Origin of the sequence: Chloroflexus sp. (assembly GCF_049970315.1) — a bacterium.
In the GTDB taxonomy this organism is placed as follows: domain Bacteria; phylum Chloroflexota; class Chloroflexia; order Chloroflexales; family Chloroflexaceae; genus Chloroflexus.
In genome coordinates this window covers 1-23,849 of record NZ_JBMFNE010000032.1, presented here as the reverse complement: position 1 = coordinate 23,849, position 23,849 = coordinate 1, and the positions used below count along the sequence as shown (strand labels likewise).

At 56.4% G+C, this 23,849-nt stretch carries 21 protein-coding genes; 17 read left to right on the top strand and 4 right to left on the bottom strand.

Features of this window, described 5'->3' with window-relative positions; translation table 11 throughout:
* Window positions 1-25 precede the first annotated feature (25 nt).
* From ACP5OT_RS16345 to ACP5OT_RS16335, 3 genes are all read right to left on the bottom strand, one after another.
* Window positions 26-580 (bottom strand): copper chaperone PCu(A)C, encoded by a 555-nt coding sequence (locus ACP5OT_RS16345; protein ID WP_424675771.1) that lies wholly within the window; start codon window positions 578-580, stop codon window positions 26-28.
* A gap of 85 nt (window positions 581-665) precedes the next feature.
* Entirely contained in the window at window positions 666-1,019 is a 354-nt protein-coding gene (locus ACP5OT_RS16340) for a hypothetical protein (RefSeq protein ID WP_424675786.1), read from the bottom strand.
* 1,156 nt (window positions 1,020-2,175) lie between these two features.
* Window positions 2,176-3,357 (bottom strand): GNAT family N-acetyltransferase, encoded by a 1,182-nt coding sequence (locus ACP5OT_RS16335; RefSeq protein ID WP_424675770.1) that lies wholly within the window; start codon window positions 3,355-3,357, stop codon window positions 2,176-2,178.
* A gap of 78 nt (window positions 3,358-3,435) precedes the next feature.
* On the opposite strand from ACP5OT_RS16335, the gene ACP5OT_RS16330 reads away from it, so the two are divergent.
* The 4 genes from ACP5OT_RS16330 to ACP5OT_RS16315 all read left to right on the top strand — a co-directional run bounded on the left by ACP5OT_RS16330 (window position 3,436) and on the right by ACP5OT_RS16315 (window position 8,994).
* Window positions 3,436-5,820 carry a glycoside hydrolase family 9 protein gene (locus tag ACP5OT_RS16330; protein ID WP_428112868.1) on the top strand — a complete coding sequence of 795 codons (2,385 nt, stop codon included), beginning with the start codon at window positions 3,436-3,438 and terminating at the stop codon, window positions 5,818-5,820.
* Between the two features lie 164 nt (window positions 5,821-5,984).
* Window positions 5,985-6,230 carry a sulfurtransferase TusA family protein gene (locus tag ACP5OT_RS16325; protein ID WP_424675768.1) on the top strand — a complete coding sequence of 82 codons (246 nt, stop codon included), beginning with the start codon at window positions 5,985-5,987 and terminating at the stop codon, window positions 6,228-6,230.
* 183 nt (window positions 6,231-6,413) lie between these two features.
* A complete protein-coding gene (locus tag ACP5OT_RS16320; RefSeq protein ID WP_428132749.1) occupies window positions 6,414-7,553 on the top strand; it encodes an NAD(P)/FAD-dependent oxidoreductase in 1,140 nt (379 codons plus the stop codon).
* A gap of 472 nt (window positions 7,554-8,025) precedes the next feature.
* A complete protein-coding gene (locus tag ACP5OT_RS16315; RefSeq protein ID WP_428112867.1) occupies window positions 8,026-8,994 on the top strand; it encodes a hypothetical protein in 969 nt (322 codons plus the stop codon).
* On the opposite strand, the gene ACP5OT_RS16310 is transcribed toward ACP5OT_RS16315, so the two are convergent.
* Window positions 8,950-9,183 (bottom strand): hypothetical protein, encoded by a 234-nt coding sequence (locus ACP5OT_RS16310; protein WP_424675765.1) that lies wholly within the window; start codon window positions 9,181-9,183, stop codon window positions 8,950-8,952. The genes ACP5OT_RS16315 and ACP5OT_RS16310 overlap by 45 nt on opposite strands.
* Window positions 9,184-9,273: 90 nt before the next feature.
* On the opposite strand from ACP5OT_RS16310, the gene ACP5OT_RS16305 reads away from it, so the two are divergent.
* The 13 genes from ACP5OT_RS16305 to cas2 all read left to right on the top strand — a co-directional run bounded on the left by ACP5OT_RS16305 (window position 9,274) and on the right by cas2 (window position 23,703).
* The gene (locus ACP5OT_RS16305; protein WP_428112865.1) at window positions 9,274-10,140 is read left to right on the top strand and encodes a Bug family tripartite tricarboxylate transporter substrate binding protein; all 867 of its coding nucleotides are present in this window, start codon (window positions 9,274-9,276) and stop codon (window positions 10,138-10,140) included.
* Window positions 10,137-10,628 carry a tripartite tricarboxylate transporter TctB family protein gene (locus tag ACP5OT_RS16300; protein ID WP_428112864.1) on the top strand — a complete coding sequence of 164 codons (492 nt, stop codon included), beginning with the start codon at window positions 10,137-10,139 and terminating at the stop codon, window positions 10,626-10,628. Before ACP5OT_RS16305 ends, ACP5OT_RS16300 begins: the two co-directional genes overlap by 4 nt.
* A gap of 9 nt (window positions 10,629-10,637) precedes the next feature.
* Window positions 10,638-12,173, top strand: coding sequence for a tripartite tricarboxylate transporter permease (locus ACP5OT_RS16295; protein WP_428132747.1), 1,536 nt, complete (start codon window positions 10,638-10,640; stop codon window positions 12,171-12,173).
* A gap of 272 nt (window positions 12,174-12,445) precedes the next feature.
* Window positions 12,446-14,605 (top strand): type III-A CRISPR-associated protein Cas10/Csm1, encoded by a 2,160-nt coding sequence (gene cas10 / locus ACP5OT_RS16290; protein ID WP_428132744.1) that lies wholly within the window; start codon window positions 12,446-12,448, stop codon window positions 14,603-14,605.
* 52 nt (window positions 14,606-14,657) lie between these two features.
* Window positions 14,658-15,107 carry a type III-A CRISPR-associated protein Csm2 gene (gene csm2 / locus ACP5OT_RS16285; RefSeq protein ID WP_428112860.1) on the top strand — a complete coding sequence of 150 codons (450 nt, stop codon included), beginning with the start codon at window positions 14,658-14,660 and terminating at the stop codon, window positions 15,105-15,107.
* Window positions 15,108-15,126: 19 nt separating this feature from the next.
* Window positions 15,127-15,939 (top strand): type III-A CRISPR-associated RAMP protein Csm3, encoded by an 813-nt coding sequence (gene csm3, locus ACP5OT_RS16280; protein ID WP_424675759.1) that lies wholly within the window; start codon window positions 15,127-15,129, stop codon window positions 15,937-15,939.
* Window positions 15,940-15,943: 4 nt separating this feature from the next.
* Complete coding sequence (gene csm4, locus ACP5OT_RS16275; RefSeq protein ID WP_424675758.1) at window positions 15,944-17,035, top strand: type III-A CRISPR-associated RAMP protein Csm4; 1,092 nt, start codon at window positions 15,944-15,946, stop codon at window positions 17,033-17,035.
* 61 nt (window positions 17,036-17,096) lie between these two features.
* Complete coding sequence (gene csm5, locus ACP5OT_RS16270; RefSeq protein WP_424675757.1) at window positions 17,097-18,512, top strand: type III-A CRISPR-associated RAMP protein Csm5; 1,416 nt, start codon at window positions 17,097-17,099, stop codon at window positions 18,510-18,512.
* Between the two features lie 13 nt (window positions 18,513-18,525).
* On the top strand, window positions 18,526-20,001 hold the full coding sequence (locus ACP5OT_RS16265; RefSeq protein WP_428132740.1) for a hypothetical protein: 1,476 nt from the start codon (window positions 18,526-18,528) through the stop codon (window positions 19,999-20,001).
* Between the two features lie 4 nt (window positions 20,002-20,005).
* Complete coding sequence (locus tag ACP5OT_RS16260) at window positions 20,006-21,442, top strand: hypothetical protein (RefSeq protein WP_424675755.1); 1,437 nt, start codon at window positions 20,006-20,008, stop codon at window positions 21,440-21,442.
* Window positions 21,443-21,547: 105 nt separating this feature from the next.
* A complete protein-coding gene (gene cas6 / locus ACP5OT_RS16255; protein WP_424675754.1) occupies window positions 21,548-22,408 on the top strand; it encodes a CRISPR-associated endoribonuclease Cas6 in 861 nt (286 codons plus the stop codon).
* Complete coding sequence (gene cas1, locus ACP5OT_RS16250) at window positions 22,386-23,405, top strand: CRISPR-associated endonuclease Cas1 (RefSeq protein WP_424675753.1); 1,020 nt, start codon at window positions 22,386-22,388, stop codon at window positions 23,403-23,405. Before cas6 ends, cas1 begins: the two co-directional genes overlap by 23 nt.
* 16 nt (window positions 23,406-23,421) lie before the next feature.
* The gene (gene cas2 / locus ACP5OT_RS16245; RefSeq protein WP_424675752.1) at window positions 23,422-23,703 is read left to right on the top strand and encodes a CRISPR-associated endonuclease Cas2; all 282 of its coding nucleotides are present in this window, start codon (window positions 23,422-23,424) and stop codon (window positions 23,701-23,703) included.
* Window positions 23,704-23,849: the final 146 nt, after the last annotated feature.

Sequence of the window (23,849 nt, the reverse complement as noted above, 5' to 3'; positions counted from 1 at the left end):
AGACAATCCCCGACAATATCCTAAGCTACGGCTTGCGCACTGGTGCTTTGACCTCAATCGTCTTACCGCTGCGAGTCATGAGCTTGATGGTCACTTCGTCACCCTCGTTGAGATCGCGGTTCAACCCGATGAGCATCACATGGTAGCTCCCCGGCTTCAATTCAACCTGACCGTTGGCCGGTACCTCAATCGCCTCAACCTGACGCATCTGCATCACGTTGTTTTCCATAAACACGTTGTGCAGCTCGACGGTCTTAGCGACATCGCTTTCGGCTTTCACGATGGCATCGGCCGGACCGTTGTTGACAAGCACCATGTACGCGGCACTGACGGCCATATTGCCATACTCATTACCATGGCTGTGGCTATCGTCCATCCCGGCCATTGGGGTCGCCTGCATACCGCCTTGCATATTGCCCATTGCGCCCGACTGATCGCCAGCCATATTCATCATCGTGGCGCGCACCCACGGATCGCGCACGGTAATTCCACCGGTCTGAGTTCCACTTTGCCCTGCGCCACAAGCAGCGAGCGCCACCGCCAATAACGTTGCGGTCACGATAGCAAATAGACGTCGCATGGTTTCACCTCGCAAGATAATTCCTGAACTTCTGTACCAACAACCAAACTCTGCACCAAATTCGTGCAGCTGCTGCCTGGGTTAGTTAGGACAGCGTCATGCGAGGTGGTGGCGGATCAGGGGTATAAACGGCGGAAGATACGATTACCGGCAGGGTATTGACGAAGCGTTGTACGATCAACAAGCCCCCGCTAACGAGCACCAGCGCAGATGACCACAGTTCGTAACGCACCGGCGGAGGCGGTGTTTCGTGGTGGTTGCCAGTATGGGGGGCGTCGCACAGAAAATGCTCAACTCCGGCGGATGATGGTGTGATGACGAGGCAATGAATAATGCAAGATACCGCCGGCCATGGCCCGATCAAGAAGGCAAGTATCCACAGTATGACGGCACGGCTCAGGTGGAGCGGTGTCGTGTTTGCGATAGAATACACAAACATCGCCAACAGTATACACCAAAATCTGACTAACGCAAAGTAGAGATCTCTTCACGATGACGCAATTCGCTCTCCGCTCATTCGTCCCCAGGAGCGACTATGCTGATGTTCATCGCTATCTCGAAAACCTTTCGATTCAATCTGATGTACGACCAATCGCGTTGATACCATCTATCAACTCTGCTCAACCGCATAGAATTGTTGGAATTGGCCGGCTTTTCGCCAAGTGAGCGTATCTGGAGATTATCCGACGCTACCTGTTTTCACGTCAGTGCAACGAACAGAAGTTGGCCGAATGCAGTCCTGCACTGACGACTGCGGCGTTACAATAGTTGATCCGTGAGTAGCCTCACGTGATTGTAAACGGGCATCGGAACAGTCTATTGCAAGATGGCTACTCGGCTGACTGAAGGCAGAGCAGTACCGATGGGCGAAGGGTAACGGTGACGCGCGGAACGCGGTCCAATCTTTTGTTTTTACCGGACCGCTGGTGTCGATAAGACGGGCCTGAACGTTGCTATTGTGCGCGCAATTGGGCCGCACGTTTGTGTGAACTATTTTGGGTAGTGTGTGCGGTGAAACCAAAATCCATGTTTATTGGCGCGCACATCGGTATTTTACCCGGTCGGATGATCCGGGTTCTGTAGTGGCAACGATCCAATCTTGCTGCTCGGCAGATCGACAGGCTGCGTATTGGGTTTCAAGGTGATCTCCGACTGGAACAGTAATTGTTGCACGAATGCTCGAACGCAACCTTGCTACGCTGGTGGGTATCGGTATGCTGAACAGCGGTGCCTTAACCAATACTGCTTCCTGCATCATCGGTTGCTCATCGGTAGCATCGAACCAATCCACCTTCACCGGTAACAACGGAGCAGGTTGTACCTACGCTATGTGTATTATTGATGAGCGGTACGCGGATTATCTATGGATAGTGTTGCACCGATGTTGAGCGCGTTGCTAACCGATCGGCTAGCCCCGGTGACTACCCCTGCTAAGCAATACCACAATCGGCAGAACCGGTAATAGCTGCTACCTAAGTCGGTGCTCTTCTACGGAACCGCTGCTCATAGTCGGTACCTTGTTGGTGGATGACAATGCGAACGGAACCGCGGTCAGAACCATAGATGGTGCTCGTCAATTGTGTGATGCAGCAATCTTATTCCCACATCCACGATCCGGCCGGTTTACCGATCAAATAGGGTTGGCCGCTCGCATCATAGGCGACGGTATAGATCACATACCGCTCCCATCCCACCCATTCGGTAAAAATAGCATCGGTTGTTGTGCGCCATGTGTGGGCAAGTGCCAGATCTCGATGTTGCAGTGCGCTCCAATCAGCGGGGATAGCAATGGCGATGAACGGTGGATGCGGTGGTGCAGGTTGTGGGTGTGGACCGTTGTTGAGAATCGCTACACCCGGCAGGTCGGTCAGTACAGGTCGCTCCCCGCCATCAACTAGGCCGGCGCGGCCATAGGTACTGGCCGGGAGCCATGTGATGATAAAGCGGGAGGCGATCACCTGATTCAAGGCATTGAAGACCGGGTAATAGCCACTCACGAACTCAGTGGCGATGGCGTGCAAGCGGTTGAAGTTAAGTAACGCATTCGGTAACTGTAAGGGATCGACCGTCCAATGCAAACAGCGGACACCGTGCGCTAATGCAGCGTGGGCTTGTGCTCGTTTCAAGTGTGTGGCAAGGCCGTAGGTGCGGTAGGCCGGATCGACGGCCATTACTTGCGATTCGATGGCGAGTTCGTCAGGTGTATCAGGTAAGGCCCCAAACCGCCAGAAGCCGAGGAGAAACCCGACGAGTCGGTCGTCAACGGTAGCGACGAGGGTAGTGGCAGCACCGAATTCGGTACTAAACAAGTCAGCAGGGTAGGGCTGGCTGTTCCATACTGCCCGGTACAGGTCGGCAATTGCGGGCAAGTCATCAGCTTGCGGCGGCCCGATCCAAATACCGGTGGGGCGGGGGGCGGCAGGGGCAAAGGTTTGTCCGTCGCGAGGTCGATAGATGATTACCGGTGTGGGATGGAATGCGGCGCGGAGGAGGTCGTTGTTTAATTGCTGATCGAACTCGTGGAGCCGCAGGGTGTAGCTGCGCGTGCCGTCAGCCGCAATAGCACGCGGGAAGAGCAACCCAACCCCTGCAAGCCGTTGATGAACATGAATAGTTGCTACCATTCCTCCCATGCGGGGGAAGGTACTCTTGACAAAGTGGGGTGGCAGTAACTCAGGATTTTGCGGTGCGCCGAGTAGTTGCCAGAGCTGATCAATTGTTGCCGACCAGTTGTCTTGGTTCGGATCAAGATAGTGAGCGGTAAGATAGATAGACATATAACTATTGCATCTGTAAAATTGATTTGCTATGATAGCATACTGCGCAGTACATCTCAGTAGCATTCATTTTAGCCTATGCGTTCCACCATTCTCTTCTTCGCAGCCGTTATCTGGACACTTGGATTGATCCCGTCCCTGCCAATGGTGCTGCCTGCCGCGCAATTTAATTACGGCGAAGCGTTGCAAAAGTCGATCTTTTTCTACGAAATCCAACGTTCCGGTCACTTACCACCCGATAATCGGGTTCGGTGGCGTGGTGATTCGGGTCTGAACGATGGCGCCGATGTTGGCATTGACCTGACCGGTGGCTGGTATGATGCAGGCGACCATGTGAAGTTCGGGTTTCCGATGGCGGCCTCGACTACGCTGCTGGCATGGGGTGTGGTCGAATATCGGCAGGTCTACGAACAAGCTGGCCTGCTCGACGATATCCTAGCCAATCTGCGCTGGGCGACTGATTATTTCATCAAAGCCCACACAGGGCCATTTGAATTCTATGGACAGGTGGGTGACGGTCATCTCGATCATGCGTGGTGGGGGCCGGCTGAAGTGATGCCGATGCCACGACCGACATACAAAATCACCGCTGACTGCCCCGGTTCTGATCTCGCCGCCGAGACGGCAGCAGCCTTAGCTGCCGCGGCCATCGCCTTTCGCCCGACCGATCCTGATTATGCCGAACAGATGCTTACTCATGCGCGTCAACTCTACACCTTTGCCGATACGTATCGCGGGAAGTATAGCGATTGTATTCAAAATGCAGCAGCATTTTACAACTCGTGGAGCGGCTATCAGGACGAACTAGTCTGGAGTGCGGCATGGTTGTATCGCGCGACGGGAGAGTCAACATACTTGAGCAAAGCGCAACAGTATGCAACTCAGCTCAGTGGTCAATATAAATGGACGCACAATTGGGATGATAAATCGTATGGCAGCTACATCTTGTTAGCTCAATTGACCGGTCAACCAACTTATCGCGCCAATGTTGAGCGATGGCTCAATTGGTGGACGGTCGGCGGTACCGAGCATGGCGCCGACGGTACACGGATTACCTATAGTCCGGGTGGGCAAGCGTGGCTAAGTCAATGGGGATCGCTGCGGTACACAGCGAACACGGCATTTCTCGCGTTCATCTATGCCGATTGGCTAGCCACCAATTACGGCGAGGAGCAGAAGATCGCGCGCTATCGCGATTTTGCCATTCGCCAGATCAACTACATTCTCGGTGATAATCCACGTGGGTGTAGTTATATGGTCGGGTTCGGCAATTGCCCGCCCCAAAACCCGCATCACCGCACGGCACACGGATCATGGCTCGACTCAATTGATCAACCACCGTATCAGCGTCACATACTCTATGGCGCTCTTGTTGGTGGACCGGCTCTGCCCGACGACCAGTACCGTGATGTCCGCAGCGACTATATCATGAATGAAGTCGCTACCGACTATAATGCCGGCTTGACCGGTGCATTAGCGCGTATGTACTCACTGTTCGGTGGCGAACCGCTTACTAGCTTTCCTCCTCCGGATCTTCCGCCTGATGATGATGAAGTCTACGTGCAAGCCGCCGTCAATGCGAGTGGCCCAAATTTCACCGAGATAAAAGCCTTTATTATCAATAAATCAGGTTGGCCGGCTCGCGTAATTGACCGATTAACGATGCGCTACTTCTTTACGCTTGATGGTGATACCCGCCCGGAGGATATTACCATCAGTGTACCGCGTAATCAGTGTCGCAGTGTCTCATCGCCGATCCAGTATACCGATACGGTGTATGCGGTCATCATCGATTGTGTCGGAGTTAGCATCTATCCCGGCGGCGCCGATCATTATCGAAAAGAAGTCCAGTTTCGGCTGACGAGCAGCAAACAGTGGGATCCAAGTAATGATTGGTCGTATCGCGATTTGCACGCAACGACGTCGGGCAATCTGATCAAAGCGACGACAATCAGTTTGTACGAGGATGGGACGCGCATTTGGGGAACAGAACCAGGCGGTGCAATTCTACCGCCCCCAGTTACCGAACGATACGTCTACATACCACTGATTGTTGGTAGTGGCGGGCAGAGCATATCGACGCCGACTCCAGCCCCAACTATCCTACCGACTTCAACGCTACCCCCGGTCGATTCGGCAGGATGCCGGGTTATGTATCGTGTGCAACAGGCGTGGAACGATGGGGCAACGATCACAGTCGTCATCACGAATACCGGATTACTTGCGATTGATGGGTGGACACTGGCATGGCAATTTCCCGATGGGCAACAGATGGTAACCGATTTCTGGAATGCGGTGATTACGCAAGTCGGACGCGATGTCAGTGCTGCGCATGTCGATTGGAACCGCGCACTTGCTCCCGGTGCACAGCAACAGTTCGGGTTTAACCTCCGGCATACTGGCGTCAATCCGCGACCGTCACAGTTTACGCTAAACGGCATGATCTGCACTGTAGATAGTTAAGCACAGCGATAAGGCCAGTTCGGTTGAAGCGTGAGTTGCATCGGCAGCAACGGTTGCTACCTGTACAAAATATGTTGTCGCTTCTTTCTGTTTAAAGCGAAGTAGGGATGCTATAGTTGTCACAAGGAATCAATTCGGTCAGCGTTGACCAACAGGAGACAACTATGACACCCCCTAACATCACGATTGACAAAGAGATTGACGCTCGCGGCAGCCATTGTCCCGGTCCAATGATGGAACTGATCCGTGGGATCAAGAGTGTACCGGTTGGCTCGGTCGTAGCAGTCCTCTCCAGTGACCCCGGCTCAGCCAAAGATATTCCAATTTGGGTGGAGAAGGCCGGTCACGAGTTTATCGGCGCATTCCCAGAGCAGGGATATACCCGCTTTATCGTGCGTAAGACGCGCTAACTTAGGCCGCCAAGATGCGCAGAGGTCAACGCAACGACGCCATGGGGGCGATGCGTAACGCCTCCGAATCATGACAGCCTGTTACCCTGTCCGTCGTTGCGTTTGAGTTTCGTTCTGGGTACGCCCCGTGTGGACGGCGCAAGGTTCGTGTTGGGTTTGCCCAGTACGCAGAAGGTAAAGACTATGGCAGTCAAACAGATTGTGGTGTTGGGCGGCGGGGTAGGCGGCACGTTAGTCGCCAACTTGCTCGCCGGCCAATTGACGCGCAAGCAAGCGCAAATTACATTGATCGACCGCACCGGGAAGCATGTCTATCAGCCCGGCTGGTTGTACGTGCCGTTTGGTGGTGCGCCGCCGGAGCGTTGGGAGCGGAACGAACGTTCGCTGTTGCGTCGTTCGGTTGATTTGGTGATCGGTGATGCGGTGCGAATTGAACCAAATGAACGCTATGTTGAGATGGCCGATGGTGCGCAGTTGCCGTTCGACTACCTGATTATCTCGACCGGCGCCCGGCTTGATCCCGATGCGGTGCCCGGTTATCGCGAAGGTGCCCATCATTTCTATAGCGCTGAGGCAGCGTTGCGTCTGCACGCCGCGTTGCGTGAGTTTACCGGCGGCAAGGTGGTGATCGGCGTGGCTGATATTCCCTACAAGTGCCCGCCTGCCCCGCTGGAGTTCACCTTTTTGTTGGAGGATGAGCTGCGCAAACGCGGGTTGCGTGAAAAGACCGAGATTACGTACCTCTCGCCAATCGGTCGTGTCTTTACCATTGCGAGTGTTGCGACCTTTGTCACGCCGATGTTAGAAGAGCGCGGGATTAACTACGAGCTCTTCTTTAATCCCGAATCGATTGACCCAGTTGAGCGGACAGTCTCGTCATTGGAGGGCACGACCCTGCCTTACGATCTGCTGGTGTTGGTGCCGCCGCACCGCGGGGCGAAGATTGTCATGGATTCGGGGCTTGGTGATGGGCAGGGTTGGCTGCCCACCGACCGCGAAACGCTCCAGCACAAGCAGTTTCCGTATATCTACGGCTTGGGTGATGCGACCGATCTGCCGGTGAGTAAGAGTGGTGCTGCGGCCCACTTTGAGGCGAAGGTAATCGCCCACCGTATTGCCGGCGAGATTAAGGGCAAGCCGAGCGATGAGCGCTACCAAGGGCAGGTGATGTGCTTCCTTGAGACCGGGCGCGGCCAAGCGACCCAACTCGTCTTCGACTACACCCATCCGCCGCAGCCGCCTAAGCCAAGCGCCTACTACCATTACGAGAAGGCGCTACTCAACCGGGCCTACTGGCATCTGGTACCGACGGGTATTGTGTAAGGCGTTAAGCGCAAAGGCGCAAAGGTGTTTAACGCAACGCAACGGGTGCCGCCCGTAGGGGTACGGCATCGCCGTGTCCCCCCCCCCGAAGGGCAACGGACTCCCCCTCTCCCGCGGTGGGGGAGTGGGCGAGGAGAGTGAGAGCTGCCTATATGAGCCGCGTTACCTGCGCTTCTTCCAAGCCCGCTTTGAACCGGTTACGGAGTGATGCATAACGCAGCGGCACCACGGCGTGTATATTGGTAGGTTCTGTCCACGTTCGGTTACGCCGTACACCGAGTTTACGCACAACTTGCGAACTCGGTGTAAAAATGGGTTTGAATATCCACATTTGTGAACAATCTTTCTGCTATACTAAGTTCTAGCGGATCGACGGTATCGTTAGGAGGTTGTACTGACCCAAACACGCGCACCGTCTCTCGCTGTAGGAACCATCTACGTGTCGTTATCGCAGTTGCCAAGGGAGGTTTCAATGTATCGTATTCGTTTCATGCTGGTTTTGTTCCTCGTCGCCATAACTATGACCGCTTGCACCCGCACCCTCTCGCCGGAGGAACAACAGCAAGTCGCCGATCTGCAGGCGGAACTCGAACGGGTGCGTGCGGATATTACCTCGGCTGAAACGGCGAACGCCAAACTCGCCGGTGGTCTGGTGAAGGCATTGATCGAAGCCAGGCTAGAGATTTTGAAAACGACCGAGGCACTGATTCAACAGCGGATCCACGCCATCGAGGCCGGGGTACCGATAGAGATGACTATGACCGGAACCAATCCCGATCCTGAACTTGCCGCGCGATTGGCAGAAGAAATGACGAAACTGGAAGCTGATCTTGCGGCAGCGCGTGCGGAAGCCGCCAAGTATAGTGGTGGTCTGATTGCGGCAGTTACAAATGCAACGGTTGCTACCCATGAGCAAACGCTGGCGATGCTGCGACAGCAATACGTAGCGGCCAAATATGGGCTTGCCGTTCCCACCATTTCACTCCAGAACACCGGTGCTACTACCCCGGCGACCGTGCCAACGTCGGTGGATCCCGCTTCGATCCCGTCCGATATGCTCCCAAGTGATGTTCGCAAGGAGATCATATCGGTTCGATTGTTGGATAAGCGGTTTGATGACACCAATATCCAAAAGTATATCTGGTTTGATATTGAGTTTACGGCTGCTGGGTTAGATAAACCGGCGCGTGCGATCAAAGGGAAGCTTATTTTGCAAGATCTGTTCGGCGAACCCCAGATGTACATCGGCTGGACTATCAATGAGCCACTCCAACCTGGTCAAGTGTTTGTCGAAAAGGGATCGGGTTTTCGCTTTAATCGGTTTAGGAAGGAAGATCAGTGGGTATTGGCGACCAGCTTAAACGATATGACGGCCAGCTTCGCAGTGGAAAGTATTCTATACACCGATGGTACGCGGCGGGATTTTGATCCGCTGCCGTAGGCCGGCTGTGAAGGGGAAGGCGAGCGTGTGGCAGAGCCGGCGCTCGCCTTCTGCTGTTGGATGGGAGGGCATTGACCAGCGCAATCGGCGTAGTAATTGACGCTGATCGCAGTTCAGACTATAATACCGACCAACTCCCATCAACGAAGGTACATAGAAAGGATCGGCAATGCAGCGTTTCTTCCCCACACTCATCCTCATTGCAGTGCTGCTCAGTGCGTGTGCCAATCAAACTACCACCTCTACAGAGCAGTTCCCAACCCAACCGATTAACATATCATGGCTCCGGCTTCGCCTGGTGGTGGTTGGGATAGCACGGCGCGGGCTATGCAGACTGCGCTCACTGCAACAACCGGCCAAACGGTGCAGGTGTATAACGTGAGCGGTGCCGGTGGTACGATCGGGCTGGCGCAGTTTGTCAACGAAGCCAAAGGTAAACCGCACGAACTAATGGTTGGTGGGTTAGTGATGGTCGGTGCGATCCAGACTAACAAAGCACCGGTCAATCTCTCACAGGTGACGCCCCTCGCCCTGCTGACGGCGGAGGCGGAAGCGATTGTGGTTCCCGCCGATTCAAAGTATCAGACGCTGCAAGAACTGATCGCCGATTTTAAGGCGAATCCGACGGCAATTTCGTGGGGTGGTGGTTCGGCAGGTGGCACCGATCATATTCTGGTCGGTCTGATTGCGAAGGCGGTCGGTGTGGCTCCCAATCAGATTAACTACATTGCCTATTCGGGAGGTGGCGAAGTGACTGCCGCAATCCTCTCTGGCGCCGTCACCGCCGGTGTGTCTGGTGTCTCTGAGTTTGCCGAGCAAGTCGCTGCCGGAACGATGCGGATGCTGGCGGTTTCAAGCGAACAGCGCATCGCCGGTCTCGATGTACCGACTCTCAAAGAAGCGGGGGTTGATGTAGCACTGATGAATTGGCGAGCTGTGTTTGGTGCGCCTGAGTTGACTCCCGCGCAGCGTGCTGCGATTATTGCTGCGCTCGAAAAGATGCATGCCAGTAAAGAGTGGCAAGATGCGCTGAAGAACAACGGTTGGACCGACTTCTTCCGTACCGGTGATGAGTTTAGTGCCTTTTTGAACAACGAAATTACTCGTATCGGTGCGGTTCTCCGCGATCTCGGTCTTGTCCAATGAATCACCAACAACGCGCGTTGCTCTGGTTGCGGCTGGCCGCAGTTGTTGTAATGGGCCTGGGCGGGGTTGTTCTCGCTCAGACCCCGCAGATTGGTGAAAGTTCCGGTTTTACGGTGGTCGGCCCGCGGGTGTTTCCGACGATTATCGGGATCGGATGTTTGTTGTTTGGCGCATTGTTCTTCATACGGGTGACGGTTGCGCCAGACCACGACTTGATCGCCGAAGTGACTGCCGAGGAGGCTAGCACCGATTGGCCGATTACCTTAGTATTGCTCGGCGTTCTTGTCGGATATGCTGCTGTGCTGTGGCCACTTGGCTATGTGGTGGCAACTACCCTCTTCTTCCCTCTGAGCAGTCGAGTCTTGGGGAGTACGCATTGGCGACGTGATGTGCTGGTCGGTTTGGCTATCGGTCTGATCGTCTACCTCGCATTTACCCGCCTTCTCGGTATTCGCCTGCCCGCCGGAATCCTCAGCGGCTTGTTGTAGGATACAACTGTGGATGTCGTTAGCCAGCTTTTGACCGGTTTTGTCAATGCCTTGACCCCACAATATCTGGTATTGGCTGCGATTGGCGTCACCATCGGGACGGCAGTCGGTGTGTTGCCGGGGATCGGACCTGCGCTGACAGTGGCGTTACTGTTGCCGGTTACCTACAATTTTGATCCAACCGGCGCGTTAATTATGTTCGCCGGGATTTATTACGGTGGTATGTATGGTGGGTCAACTACGTCGATTCTGCTCAATACGCCGGGTGAATCGGCGTCGGTGGCGACGACCTTCGAGGGTTTTGCGATGGCAAAGGCCGGACGAGCAGGTGCCGCATTAGCGACAGCGGCAATCGGTTCGTTTGTGGCCGGTACCCTCTCTACCATCCTCCTAACCTTTGCGGCTCCGGCGTTGGCCCGAGTTGCGTTGCTCTTCCAGCCGGCCGATTATTTTGCACTGACCGTTTTGGCTTTCGTGAGTGTGACGGCGCTGGTCGGTTCGTCGATTATTCGCGGCATGATTAGCCTCTTCATCGGTCTCTTTTTCGGGCTAATCGGAATTGATGTCCTCTCCGGGCAGGTTCGGTTTACGTTTGGGATCGTCGAGCTGCTCGATGGCATTGATGTTGTGGTGGTGGCGGTTGGCCTGTTTGCTGTCGGTGAGGCACTGTACGTCGCTTCCCAACTGCGTCAAACGCAAGCTGAAGTACTGGGCGTGCGTTCGTCGGTGGGTATGACCCGGGAAGAGTGGCGGCGGTCGTGGCCGGCATGGTTGCGCGGTGCGCTGATCGGCTTTCCGCTCGGTGCCTTGCCTGCCGGTGGGGCCGAGATTCCGACCTTTCTCAGCTACACGGTGGAGAAACGACTCTCGAAGTATAAAGATGAGTGGGGCCGGGGTGCTATCGAGGGAGTAGCTGGCCCGGAAGCGGCGAACAATGCTGCGTTTTCCGGTGTGCTGGTGCCGTTGTTGACCCTCGGCTTGCCTACCTCGGCTACTGCTGCCATCCTGCTGGCTGCGTTTCAAATCTATAACCTCCAGCCCGGGCCGCTCTTGTTTCAAAAAGCGCCTAATCTGGTATGGACGCTGATCGCCAGTCTGTACATCGGCAATGTCATGCTGCTCATCCTCAATTTGCCGCTGATCCGGATTTGGGTCAAGATTTTGACCATTCCGCGCCCTCTTTTGTACAGCGGTATTCTCGTCTTCGGCACGCTAGGCGTTTACAGTATGGCCAACAGCTTTGTTGATGTCGTCAGCATGTACGTGATCGGTGTCATCGGCTTTTGGATGCGTCGGTTTCGGATTCCGGTCGGACCGGCGATTTTAGGTCTGATTTTACTACCGTTGGCCGAAGCACAGTTCCGCCGCGCCCTCGCGATTAGTCAGGGTGACGTGAGTGTGTTTGTGACCCGACCGCTGTCGTTTGGTTTGCTGTTGGCAGCGATGGTTGCTCTCGTTTTGCCCTACCTACCAGCGTTGATCAACCGTCTGACCGGTCGTCAATCGGCAGGTCGCTTGGTTTTTGGGCAAGGTGATGAGGATTGAGCACCTGTCGAAAAGCTGGATATACCGGTACGCATATTCCTGCATACGCTGATCTTCTGTAGGCTCATACCCGCTTGTCCGATCTGCCTAGAGAAACGCAGATCGGACAACTCGATTGACTTTCCTACGGTGTCGTTCCCTTCACATCTCATCGAAAATTTCTTCTCAAATGGCGAGATAAGTTCACATTTGTGATATACCTATTTGCTACAATACACGTGATCGTTTTGTTGTTGGTCGCGGCGTCGATCTGAATTATGGAGCATAAGCCTATGACCACTTCCCACCCAACCGATCCGGTTGCCACGGCGGCGCACGTATTGCAGGCGTGGGTGGCTGCTGCCGTGGGCGAAACCATAACCGTCTCGCCCGATCTGGTAGCAACCGCGTGGCAGATCGCCGGTCAGTCGCCACAGGTGCAGTGGCCACCGTTGCCGGATCACCTGGCAAATGTCTTCACCCGATTGGTCGGTCAAGCACCGCCGTCGGCCTGGCAACCACCGACGGTCTTGCAGTGTAACGCTGATGCGCTTTTTCCGAGGGCGCAACCGGCTACGCCTACGGCTGCACTGCGCGATGGCTTACGTACTGGGCTCGCTACAGCAGCACAGGCCACCGATCCGGCCAACCGCCTCGAACTGCTCCTGAACGCGCTGCAACGCTACGGATCGGCCTGGCCATCACCACTGGCGACAGTGTCACTCTACGATCTTGCGCGGCTGCATGCAGCCGTCGCGGCGGCGTTGACCGATGATGCACAACAGCAGATCTGTCTGCTCGGCGGTGATCTGTCTGGGTTGCAAGAGTTTCTCTACAGTATTCCGGCGGAAGGCGCGGCACGTCAGTTGCGCGGGCGTTCACTGTATTTGCAGTTGCTTACCGATGCCTGCGCGCAATGGGTCTTGCACAAGAGCGGGATGCCGCTCTGTAATCTGCTGTATGCCGGTGGTGGTCAGTTCTATGCCGTGCTGCCGGGACGTTTCGCCAATGAGGTGTTGGCTTGGCGGCGCGAATTGGGGCAGGTGCTGCTTGAACACCATCGTGGTGTGCTCTATGTGGCGCTCGGTGCAACCGCGCCGTTTAACCCTGATCAGTACAGTGAGCAAACGTGGCACGAGTTGACGCGCGCGATTGACACCGACAAGCGACGACGGTTTGCAGCGTTGGACGATGCATCGTTTGCCCGTATCTTCCAACCGCGCCCACCACGACCGCCGCGCAGCGATGGCAAGGAAGCTCCCGATCCGCTCGGCGAGTCGTTAGCCGATTTGGGGCGGCAACTGACCCGTGCTGCTGTGCTGTTGGTCGATCCCCAGGCGTCGGCGGTGTCCGGGGCGACGTGGCGCAGTGTGGTGAGCAAATTAGGGGTGAATTACGAACTGACAGAACAGGTTCGCTTGCCGGTTGCCAAGCGGCGTGCATTGGCATTGACCGACGAGGTGGTGCCGTCCGAACCGAAGCAAGCGATTTTGATCGGTCAGCGTTATCTAGTGGCCGAAGCCTACCGTTTGCAAGATGCCGATCTGTCGCGTTACCGTGAGCTTGATCCGGAGCAAGCCGAGGAACTCCGTACCGGCGATGTTGCCCCGTTCAACTTGTTGGCCGACCAGAGCAAAGGTATTCGCCGGATTGCCGTCTTGCGAATGGACGTGGATAACCTTGGTGATTTGTTTGGGCGCGGGTTACAGCGCCCCGCCGGGTTGGCCGGTTTAGCGGTGACTGCTGCGCTCAGTAGTGCGCTGAGTCGCTTTTTTGAAGGTTGGGTTGGCGAACTCTGTCGCCAGGTTAATGAACAAAGCCAGGGTCAGGGTGGGATCTATGCTGTTTACAGTGGTGGCGACGATCTGTTTTTGGTCGGATCGTGGCACGTGTTGCCCGAACTGGCCCGCACTATTCGCGCCGACTTTATCCGCTACGCCGGCGGTGCGGTGACGGTCTCGGCCGGAATTACCTTGCATCAGGCCGGTTATCCGCTCTATCAGGCGGCAGAAGATGCCGGCACTGCGTTGGAAGCAGCCAAATCCTACGAACATCCTGATGGGCGGAGCAAGGATGCGATTACGTTTTTGGGACAGACGTTGAGCTGGATGGAATTTGAACAGGCTGCCACCCTGAAAGATGAGCTGATCGATGTGATTGAAAGTGGTGCGCCGCGCAGCTTGCTCATGACGATCCAAGCGCTGGCCGTCCGTGCCCGCCAGCGGTTTAATCGGAGTGGTCAGGTGCAGCTTCTCGTCGGGCCGTGGGTGTGGCAGGGTGCGTACCAACTGACCCGCCTCGCCGAACGGTCGGGTGATCTACGTCCGCGGATCGAAGCCCTGCGCGAGCAGTTACTCAGCAGCGAAGGGATTGCGTCCCGCACCATCATTCCCGCCGGGTTAGCGGCGCGGTGGGCACAGTTGATACTCCGCGGGCGTGATACGCGGCGGTGAGACTGGGAAGTTATCGTTGGTGTGTCGTTAGGAACAGCAAAGGAGGTCGTTCATGGTGAATCATTCGTCGTCGGGTGAGCAACGCGAGCGGATGCCAATCAGCCCGGAAAAGCTGAAAACGATCCTTGGTGACAATACTCCCGAGGCAATCAATTTGCTGGTCAAAGAAGCAGATCGGCTAGGCAAAGCATTGAAGGAGAAGAATTTGACCACCTCGCAGATCCGCAACATTTTTGGTGAGGTCCGCTCGATTGAGCAAGAGGTGCGGGTTGGTACCGAGAAGCTACCGCCTTCCGTTCAGCGCCGTTTACTCATGCTCAAACCAAAGATGGCGTATCAGGTCGGACGCTTCGGTAACAATCAAGCGTTGAAGGACTTGGTCGAGACGCTCTCAGCAGCCATTGACCTGATTGGTGATGATGTCGAACGGTTTCATTCGTTCGTCGATCTGTTCGAGGCTATTCTCGCTTACCACCGTTTCTACGGCGGTCGCACCAATTAGTGATGAGGAGGTCGCAACCATGACACGCTCGGTTACGCTACACGGTCGCATCATCTTTCGCGCCAACATCGAACTCCTGACCGGTCTCCATATCGGTGGCGCTGCCGGTGGACTTGAGATTGGGGGCTTGGATAAGCCCGTGATCCGCAACCCACGCACCAATCAGCCTTATATTCCCGGCTCATCGCTGAAGGGTAAGTTACGTTCGTTGTTGGAAAAGGTCTACGGCGCACCGCAAACCTTCCGCGTCAACGATGGGGTCTTCGTACATGTGCCAACCAACGAGGAGGAATATCAGCGTTATCGCCCGATTGCCGGCGTGTTTGGTACCTTGCCTAGTTACAAAGAATTGACCATCAGTGTACCAACCCGCCTGGCGATGCGCGATGTACCGCTGACCGAAGAATCGGAAAAGGAGTTGCGTCAGTTACGCACCGATCTGCCCTACACCGAAGTGAAATGGGAGGCAGCGATTGACCGGGTGACATCGGCGGCAGCACCGCGTCAGATCGAGCGTGTCCCGGCGGGAGCGGTCTTTGGCCCGGCAGAGGCAGTCTATAGTGTCTACGTCGGTAACGGTGAGCAGGTGAGCGAAGTGGTGGCGCTGTTCGGTACGTTACTCGAAGCGTTTACCTATCTGGAAGAGGATTATCTGGGCGGAATGGGATCGCGTGGCAACGGCCACATTCGCCTGTTTAACGTAAAGATCATGGCGCGTCGGTTGAAAGCCGGCAGCATCAGCGCGCCGCAAGACGTGGCGCAGGCCACTTCGCTGCGTGAGCTGGATCGTGAACAGGTGGTCAAGCGCTTACAGGGAATCTTTGCGGAGTAAGCGTATGCCAACCTTTACCGTCTATCGGCTTGTCCCTCCGCACAGCACCGCAACCCTCACCTTCCACTTCGGACGGCAGGGGATTGGGCTGGAAGAGACGAGCGAGACACTCGCTTCCGATTCACTGTTCGCCGCGCTGGTGGTGCAAGCGGCGCTGAGTATGGTCGAGGTTGGCGATGATGCCGTACCGGCGTGGGTGCAGCCGTTTGTCACCGGTATACCCCCACTCCGCCATAGTTCATTGTTTCCGGCCATCGGTGAGCTACCATTGCTACCGCGACCACTGTTGCCGTTGCGTCTCGCCGAGACGGCTACGGTGCAGGCGAAGCAGTTGAAGAAACTGCGCTATCTCTCACCGGCGTTGTTTACCGCCGTCTGTTGTGGTGAGGCGTTGCCGGCGACAATTATCGCGCTCCAACAAGGCAAAGTCTGGCTAACTGAAGCCGAGGCGCGCCGCTTGCCAACGCCGTGGCGTCCGGCTGCCAACGAGAGTGACGAGGCGTGGCGCAAACGGCTGAAAGTCACCCCGCTCTGGCAGATCGAAGCAACCCCGCACGTGACGCTTGACCGGCTTAGTGCAGCGTCGGCGTATTACGAAGTGGGGCGGGTCGTCTTTGCATCGGCGGTGGGACTGCACGTACTGGTCGCGTTTCACGATCCCGCCGCCCAACCCGTCTTTGAGCGATTGTTGACTCTGCTCGGCGAGAGTGGGTTGGGTGGGAAGCGAACTTACGGCTACGGTGTGTTTGCGTGGCAGCGTAGCACGCTCACCATCGACTTCCCCACACCGCATCGTCACGCCGTCTTGCTCTCGCGTTACCTGCCGACGCCCGCCGAGCTGGCGTTGGTTCGCGATCCGCGCTCGACCTATCAGTTGGTCTCCAGCAGCGGTTGGTTTCTGGCGGCCAACGGCATGACCTACCGACGCCAAACGGTCATGATGGTGAGCGAAGGATCGGTGTTGGCGATCAACGATGGACAACTCCCCCACGGGCACATCATTGATGTACGGCCCGACGATACGGTAGCACATCCGATTTATCGGAGCGGCATGGCGTTGGCTGTACCGGTGCCGGAAGTGTCATTCGAGAGCTAAGGCGGGCGTCTGCCCATGACAACCATCGTTGTCGGTTGTCGGTACGCTAGAGAGGAACCCTATGCCTGCACCTAATCGTGTGTATCGCTTGCAGATCGAAACGATCAGCCCACTCTGCATCTTGAGTGGCGAGCGCTTGTATGAGGAGGTCGATTTTTACGTCGATCCGAACGCCAAGACGACCTACGTCATCAATAGCAATGCCGCGCTTGAGCTGGCGCTGCAGCGGTGGGTCGGTCAGCAGCCTTCGCCTGAACAGCAGCGCGCCAGATTGATGGAGCGTAAGGAACGGTTGGAACGGCGCAAACAGCAAAATATGAACGAAATCAAGCAGTTTGATCAATCGCCGCCGCGTGATCCGCGCAAAGCCGAGAAAGAAAAACAGCGGCTGAAGACCGAGGCGGAGAAGATCAAACAGGAATTTGACAAATTACGCGCCGAATGGGAGGAGTTTGAAGCTACCGGCGGCCAGGGGCCGGCGGTACCACTGGAATTGTTGGCTAACAGCGGTGTGAGCGATCTTCTGACGAGCAAATTGCTGACCACTGCCGATTTCACCGCCGACTCACCGATTGTCCGCTATAGCTACACCGGTACGCCCGAAGTCAAAACCGGACGGAGTGAGATTCTGGCCTGTGTCAAAGATGTAACCGACCGCCTCTATGTGTCCGGTTCTTCGCTCAAAGGAGCGTTGCGCACCGTCTTGGCGTGGGCCTTAGCACCGACCCGCGCAGCACAGCAACTGCTGACCTTCACCAATGAGAAAGACAATCGTAAAGCTGCCGCTCAGATCGAGCGGGCAATCTTTCATGGACGCCAACAGCAAGACGGGAAGCGGGTGAGCCACGCACTTCTGCTCGACGTACTGCGCACCATGCATATTGGCGATAGCCGACCGCTTGCACAAGCCCCGGTGCTCTTACAGGTGCGAGTCTTTCCCAAAGGATCACCGATCACGGTCGAGGCCATTCCTGCCGGGGTTACTCTTACGGCGGTGATGCAGATCGAGCAGTTCCCGTTCCAGAGCAACATCGCTCGCCAGATCATCGATTTTGGTGAGTGGGCGACATACCTGCAACCGGCGCAGATCGCTGCGTGGGGACGGCAGCGGGCGAGAGCTTTGATCGAGTCCGAGCAACGCTACTTCAGTGGCCGCGCTGACGCAGCTAACCTGAGCAAGTTCTACGCCGACCTCAGATCACGCCTCGATCAGCTCGACGGTACGAATGCCTTTCTCACCCCAATCGGCTGGGGGGCTGGATGGCAATCGAAGACCCTCGCCGACCGGCTACGCGATACCCCTCAACGTGAAGAACAGTTCGTGCAGGCGGTGAAACAATACAACATGAAACTCAACCGCCAGCGTTCGGAGCGCTTCCGCGCCGGTGATGTCTTTCCGGCTACCCGCAAAGTGATCGTGCGTAACAAACAGGCTTTGTTGCCGTTGGGATGGGTGTGTATCACCATTGGTGACTGAGAGGAGCAGCGCAATGACCATCTTGATCCTGTGCAATATCGGGAACAGTGACCTGATTGCCGACGGTCAACGACCTTCCCGTCCGCGACCCGAAGGGCAGCAGCTCTGGGAAGAGTTCACCGCGCATCGGTTTGAGTTGCCGATCATTACGCCGTGCTTGGAGTACATCCGCAATCGGTATTCCAATGAACCGGCGCGCCTGATCTGCTTTTACACCGACCAACCCGAACGCCGGGAAACGACCCGACCGGATCGCTTTGGCGTGAGTCTGCGTGACAAAGACACGATCTGGTTTGCCCATATTGCCGCTCGCCTGGTGCGTGAGCAGTTTGCCGACTGGATCGTCGAGGCGCGCCCGGAGCGGATTGAAGGCACGCATGGGGCCGATCTCAACCCAAGTATCTACGACGAGGTGTTTGAAGCCTATGCCGGTCTGGTAGCGCGGCATAACAAGCCGGAAGTAAGTACTTGTTACGTGCTCACTGCCGGTGGGATTCCCGCCTGCAACTTTGCCCTCCAACTGCAAGCTAATATTGCTTACGCTGAGCGTTGTCGGTTCATCTATCCACCGGAAGGGGGGCGCGTTACCGAGCTACGTATCGGTGAGAAGCTACAAGAATCGTTTCAGCGCGTCAATGCAATGGAGGCGCTCAAACGCCGCAATTTTCCGGCGGCCTTGCTCAGTGCGCGTAGCGCGAAGATGTCGGAGGCGATCATCTATCTGCTGGAGTATGCCGTTTATCGCGAAGCCTTCGATTTTCACCGCGCGCAGCATGCGATTGCATTGGCGGAACGGTGGGCGAGTGGTAAGTTGCGCGATCTCTGCGCTACGTTGTACGATGATCTGCTACCCTTGATCAACAATAAAGACTCGGCGGCACTCCTCCGTGAGGTGGCCTATAGCGCCGAGATTGCTGCCCACAACGGGCGCTACGCTGATATGCTGGGTCGCATCTTCCGGTTTCAAGAGGGAGTGCTGCGGTTTGTGGTCGAACGCCACCTCGGTTTGCCGACCGATATGAGCAAAGCAGTGCGTGAGGCGAACCTGGCCTCCTATCTTGCTCAGATCGACGGCAATCCACATCTTCACCAGTACCTTGAACAGAAGACGATTGATAATCAGCCATTACGCTATCGTGACGGGCCAAACCGTCCGGTGATGCAGGCGATGCTTGAGTTCATCATCAACAGCGGCTTGCGCACCGATGGTACACCGTTTGCCAGCAAAAAAGATCGTGAGCGCCTCGCCGGCGTCAAAGCGCGCCTTGACCAGCTTGACCGTCTTGCCGAGTTGCGCAATCAGAGCGTGATAGCCCACGGCTTTGCCGGCGTTTCGCAAGATACGATCAATGAAGTGTACGAAGGGGGTGTAGCCAAGATTATTGACGATCTCCGCCGTGTACTCGATCTGTTAGACATTCAACCGTCCAAATCACCGTTTGAGCTGATTGCCGATAAAGTCGGTAGAGAATTGCAGTGCGGGGTGTAACGCGATGGAAGCACTTTTAGTTTGCAACGTGGGGAATCGCGATCTCGATTGCCCAACCTTACCGAAACAAACGAGCGAACGGCAATGGGCGCAAGCTGCGTTGGCGCAGTACGATAAGCTGCGGACAACGTTTCAGTTACGCATCATCGCCAAAGCCTTGCGCTATCTGGCCGAACAAAGCGTGACACTCGTGCGGGTAGTGCTGATCGCCTCCGATCAACCGGTTTCCGTCGGCGAACAGTTTTATCAAAGTGATACCGTGTATACTGCGCAGATCATTGCCCGCTTGCTCGCCGATGGCTTAACCCCCTACCCGCCGGTTGATCCGGCGCGCATCGAGACGTGGATCATCCAAGATGAACATGGAAACGGCTGTGACCCTTCGGACTACGACCTGACCCTGCGCTTTCTCGAGCGACAGTTGTTGAAATTGGCCGCCGAATATCCGAATCACACAGCATTTCTCGAAGTTACCGGGGGGACACCGGCAATGACCACCGGTCTGCTGATTGCCGGGACTGAAGCTTTCGGTGGGCGTACCGAAGTGCTGTCGATCCACCCCACCCAACCAATACCCATCGCTCTCAACACCGGTCGGCGTCTCTTGGCCGCCCCACTCCGCGCGACACTCCGTTCCAACACCAAAACCTACGCCTATAAGGCTGCCGCCGAAACCTTTCGCGAACAAGAATCGATCATCACCGACCGGCTCGACCCGGCGGCAGCGAGTCTCATTGCGCCGCTGCTAGACTACGCCCATTACCGTTTCAACTTTGATTTTGACAGCGCGCGCCGGGCGCTTGACAAGGTTCGCCCAAGCGGGGAGTGGGTGGATGCCATAAATCAGTTACGGGCCGAGGTCAGTGACACCGACCGCCACATGCGGTTGGCCGAGGTGGTCCACGCGGCAGCAGCTCGCTACCAGATCGGTCTCTACGCCGATTTCTTGACCCAAGTGGTACGCTTTGAAGAAAATCTACTACGTTTCCTTTGCTTGCAGCACGGGGTACGGTTCCGCAGTCGCCAACACACCATCGACGATGACGGTCCCTACCTCGACCGCGCCTGGCTGCAACAACAGCCGTTCATCCTCAGCCGAGATCGCGATCCGAGTCGTGATCTACCCGTCGATCGTTCGGTGCTCCGCGAACTCATCGATCATTTGTCCGACCCTACCGATCCCCGTCGGAAGCAACTGCTCAACGACATTGATCGGCTAGGGGAGTTGGTCAAACGGCGCAACGAATTGACCCATAACCTGGCCGGGGTGCAAAAAGTTGGGTTGGCCCGCGCCTTTGCCGGCCAAAAGGCTCTCGATACCGCTGCCGACGGTATTGTGCCACATTTGAAACAGCTCTATGAGCAGGTGTGTAACCGGCCACTGCCACCATTTCCCTACCAACATATCAACCGCCTCTTGGAGCAACTGCTGCGGTCGTGAGCCATACAGACCAAGAAGATACGCTGCTACAAGCCGTATATAATAGTTACAGAGCTATGGTACCTTAACAATTGCATCAACACTGCACAGCTCGCGAGGTACAGTATGCCGCAAGCTATCGTCTTCACCCTACGTCCGGCCAAAGCGGGACAGGCACCCGGTAATCTGAGCCGGGCCGCCCACGCTGCCGTGCTCCGGCTCATTCAGCGCGCCGATCCCCAACTTGCTGCACGCATCCACGACGAGCAAGGGCGCAAACCACTCACCGTCTCGAATATCTGGGGATTAGGTGGTGGTCCCTCGGTGCTCGTCGATCCCGAACGTGACTATCACTTGCGTATCACCCTCCTGAGCCCCGAACTCGAACAAATCGCTACGGAATGGACACCGGAACAGATCGGCGCGCTCGAACTTGACGGTCAGCCGTGGCGGGTTATTGCCCGGGCCAATACGGCTGCCGAGCATCCGTGGGCCAACCGAGCCGACTACCGAGAACTCGCCGCACCGCTGCTCCATCGCCCTGATCAATTACCCGTCACGTGGACACTCGAATTCGTCACACCGGTCACTTTTCGGCAGCGCGGCATGACGATGCCGCTCCCGCTACCCGATCTCGTCTTTGGGAGCCTCCTCGAACAGTGGAACGCCTCGGCCGACCTGGCGCTGCCTGACGAAGTACGCCGTTATGCAACCGAATGTTTGGCGATTAGTCGTTTCGACCTCCGCAGTGCTGCTGTACCGACAAGTGGGGGTGCGTTGCAAATCGGCGCGGTGGGGCGGTGTACCTATCGGGCAATGACCGGTGATCGATACTGGCGCGCCTGCATCGCTGTGCTTACGACATTCGCCTTTTACAGCGGCGTTGGCGCCGGCACCACACGGGGGTTTGGGCAAGCACGACTGGTCCCGGCTCATCGCCTCAACCTAGACCAACGACCCGACAATGGCGACCCTCTACGTGATTGAACAAGGTGCTGAACTCGGTTGCGATGGCGAACGGATCGAAGTGCGCCGAGGGGCCGACATCATTGGCAGCGTGCCGCTGGTCAAACTTGACGACATCGTCATCTTTGGCAACGTCGGCATCAGTACTCCGGCGATGAAACGGCTGCTCGACCGCGGCATTGAAGTCACCTTCATGACGGTTGACGGGCGTTATCAGGGTCGCCTCGTCGGGCAGGTCACGGCGCATGTCGCTCTACGCCATGCGCAATACGCCTGTGCCGCCGATCCGGCACGAGCACTCGCCCTTGCCCAACGGTTCGTCGAGGGCAAACTACGCAACCAACGCGCACTCCTCCAACGCTTCAGCCGCAACCGTGCCGAACCACCACCGGAAGCGCAGACAGCGGCAGATGATCTTGATGCCTATATCAAGCGGGTAAAACGCACAACTCAACTCAGCTCCCTACTGGGGGTAGAAGGCAGTGCAACCGCACGCTACTTTGCCGGGCTACGCAGCCTGATCGGGCCGGAATGGTCATTCAGCGGACGCCAACGGCGCCCACCACCCGACCCGGTCAATCTTCTCCTCTCGCTCGGCTACACCCTCTTGGCGCACAAAGTGCTAGGGGCGGTACAGGCAGCCGGGTTTGACCCATACCTCGGCTTCTTACACAGCCTTGACTATGGGCGACCTTCGCTTGCGCTCGACATAATGGAAGAGTTTCGTCCAATACTCATCGACTCGCTGGTCGTGCGCATCTGCAACGACGGGCGCATCCGACCCGAACACTTCCGGCCGGGTGAAGGTGAGCGACCAATTATCATCACCGACGAGGGCAAACGGGCATTTCTCACCGCGTTTGAAGAACGCATGCGAACCGAAGCCACCCATCCCGAAGGCGCGGACAGTGGGCCGGGCAAAGTACCATACACGCGCTGCATCGCGTTACAGGCCAGACGACTAGCGCGGGTTGTGCGTCAACGCACCGACGACTACGAGCCATTTGCTGTTCGATAATATAAGGAGCGGTTCCATGCTCTACCTCATCAGCTACGACATCAGCGTTGATCAGCGACGGCTCAAGATAGCCAAACTGCTCGAAGGGTACGGCCAGCGCGTCTTAGAGAGTGTCTTTGAATGTGACCTCGAGGTGAATGCCTATCGCCAGCTCAGACAGAAACTCAGCCGGCTCATTGACGTAGCCGAAGGCGACCGATTACGTATCTACCAACTCTGCGGCATGTGTCGACGTAACGCCGAGATCATTGGAGAAGGGCCACCGCTAGAGACGAGTCATGAGGTGTACATCTTCTAAGCGGCGCGGGATCGCAGCAGAAAGCGAAAAATCCCGGCAATACCCGATGATGATCACCGAAAATGCTTGACAACGAGTGGAACATCAGCGGCCACCGCGCGAATCGTGCTCTGGAGAGCATTGCTAAGCGGTAGATGATGTGGTTG